Genomic DNA, 2,565 nt, shown 5'->3' with positions numbered 1-2,565 from the left:
CAGCCGTGGCCGCCGGGGCCGCCCGGGCCGCGGCGCCGAAGGCGGCCGTCGCACGGCAGCCTGACCCGCACCACCCGTATCCGCCCGATGCCCGGCAGCGCTCCCCGCTGCCGGGCACGGTCATGAAAGCGCCCGGCTCGTGTCCGGTGCCTGTCAGCGCGAAACGGTCCACCGGGCAACGGCGTCGGGGCCTCCCGAAGGGCCGGTCCCGGTGGCGTGGGTGTGTTTGCCCGGGCGGTGTACGGCGGGCTACCGGAGCGGTTCGAGGGGTTAACTTCCCGGAAATTCCCGGGCCTTGGGATTGACGTGTACAGGTCTACGCGCGTCATCATGAAGCCATGCGAATTCCCCCACGTATGGCCACCCTCGGTGGTGTCGCCGCACTCGCGTCCGCGCTCCTCGTCGGCGGAGTCACCGCCACCGCCACCGCCGCCCCCTCGGCCGTCGGCAGCATCTGCTACTCCCGGCTGCCCTCCCAGGCCCACACCACCCTCCGTCTCATCGACGCCGGCGGGCCCTTCCCGTACCGGCAGGACGGCGCCGTCTTCCAGAACCGGGAAGGCATCCTGCCGAGCCAGTCGAACGGCTACTACCACGAGTACACCGTGGTCACGCCCGGCTCCCCGGACCGCGGCGCGCGCCGCATCGTGACCGGCAACAGGAACAACGAGGACTACTACACCTCCAACCACTACGCGTCGTTCTCCCTCGTCAACTACGGCTGCTGAGACGGCGGACCGGAAGGTAACCTCCGTCCCATGACGGTGACGTATGTGATCGACGGGGCGGAGGTCACCGACCTCGATCGCTTCTGGCAGGTGATCGGGGCCGCGGTGAACGGGCCCGGCGGATACTTCGGGCGCAATCTCGACGCGCTCGCGGACTGTCTGCGCGGTGGGTACGGAACGCCGGACGACGGCGACTTCGTCATCGAATGGCGCCGGCACGAACTCTCGCGCCGGGCACTCGGCCAGGAGGAGACCGCGCGTACGCTCCAGCGGCGGCTGGAGCGCGCGCACCCGGACAACAAGGCCGCCATCCAGGCGGAGTTGGACGACGTCCTGGCCGGCCGGGGCACCACCGTCTTCGACGAGCTGGTCCGGCTCATCGAGGAAGAGGCTCCCGGAGTACTGCGACTCGACTGAGCGCCGGTCGACCGGATACCGGTCGACCGAGCACGAAGGACTGAGTACCAAGGACCGGCCTGGCGGCGTCGCGCCCGGCCGGTCCGCTCATGAACGGGACCGCGCGGCGTCAGCGGTGGCGAGGCAGCGTACGTTCCAGACGGCGGCGCTCCGGGCCCTCGCGTACATACCGCACCGCGTCCACCGCCGTCTCCCGGGCATAGCCGTCCGGGTCCTCGTCGGTGAGGATACGGGCCAGCGCGTCGACCGCGCGCGGATCCTGACGTACCGCCAGACCCCTGGCCGCCCTCGCGGCCGTCTCGGCGTCCGGGTCGTTCAGCCGCGCCGCCAGCGCCTCACGGATCTCGCGCGTGTCCGCGTCCACATCCGCCAGGGCCAGCACCGCACGGTCCCTGACCGACGCGTCCGCGTCCCTGCTCAGCAGGATCAGCGCCCAGACGCCGTCGCGGTGATCGCCCGGTACCAGCCCGGTCAGGGCCAGCGCGGTCCGCCGTCTGACGCCCGTGTCCGGATGGCCGGTGTGCCGGAGGATCTCCGGCAGCGACGCCGGATCTGCGTGCTGGCCCAGACCCACCACCACCGCGCGCACCAGCTCCGGCTCCACGGCCTGCCGGGACAGCTCCCGCAGCAGCGGCACCGCGCGCTCGGTGAACGGGCTCGCGCCGTCCACCGCGCCCAGTCGAGCCAGTACGTCCGCGCCGAGGGCCTGCCGCAGCGGCTCCTCGCTCGCACACCAGGCCGCCGCCGCCTCGAACGTCTCCTCGTCGCCGCGCAGCCACAGCGCGGACACCGACTCGACCCAGTCGTCCCGGCCGGGATCACCACAGCTCAGGGCGCGCTCCGCCAGCTCCTCGTACGGTGTGACCAGACCCAGCTCCGCTTCGAGGATCGTCGCGACGGCCGCGTGCCCGGTCCGCTGCTCCTGCCCGGCCACCGGCGCGCCGTCCCGCAGCAGTTCGACGACCACGGTCACCGAGCCGTCCTCCTCGATCCGGCGCACCACCGTCTCGTATCCGTCGCCGTAGGCGCGCGCCAGCCCGTCCCGCAGCTCCTGCTCCACATCGAGCGCCATCCAGCGCCGTGCCTCGGCGAGCGCCTCCGTGTGCGCGCTCGCGCCGTACCGCAGCAGGACCCGTACGGTCGACGGAGAGCCGTGGCGGGCGGCCAGCAGCAAGGGCGATTCATCGCCCGGGCCCGGCAGATCGGGATCGGCGCCGTACTCCAGCAGCGCTTCCACCGTGTCCGCGAAGCCCTGGCGGACCGCCCAGACGACGGCCGTGAGATCGAACGCCTCCCGGCTGTCGGGCCGGGCACCGGCGGTGAGCAGGGCCCGCACCACCTCGGTGTGCCCGCCGCACGCGGCTCCGCACAGCGGCAGGTCCCAGCCCTCCTGTCCGCTCGGCCGGTTCGGATCGGCGCC

General features: G+C 72.8%; 3 protein-coding genes. 2 read left to right on the top strand and 1 reads right to left on the bottom strand.

Features of this window, described 5'->3' with window-relative positions; all coding sequences use genetic code 11:
- Positions 1-338: 338 nt before the first annotated feature.
- Positions 339-728 (top strand): guanyl-specific ribonuclease, encoded by a 390-nt coding sequence (locus GA0115259_RS18970; RefSeq protein ID WP_093598398.1) that lies wholly within the window; start codon positions 339-341, stop codon positions 726-728.
- A gap of 30 nt (positions 729-758) precedes the next feature.
- Positions 759-1,145: a barstar family protein gene (locus GA0115259_RS18965; RefSeq protein WP_093598395.1), complete on the top strand. Its 387-nt coding sequence runs from the start codon at positions 759-761 to the stop codon at positions 1,143-1,145.
- A 109-nt stretch (positions 1,146-1,254) separates the two neighbouring features.
- Here the strand turns inward: GA0115259_RS18965 and GA0115259_RS18960 are convergent.
- The coding region (locus GA0115259_RS18960) for a HEAT repeat domain-containing protein (protein ID WP_107469217.1) at positions 1,255-2,565 on the bottom strand (1,311 nt) is incomplete at its 5' end.

The sequence above is a fragment of the Streptomyces sp. MnatMP-M17 genome, assembly GCF_900091995.1.
Taxonomy (GTDB): Bacteria; Actinomycetota; Actinomycetes; order Streptomycetales; family Streptomycetaceae; genus Streptomyces.
Note: the sequence above shows the minus strand (reverse complement) of the source record. Positions and strands in the feature narration are given on the sequence as shown.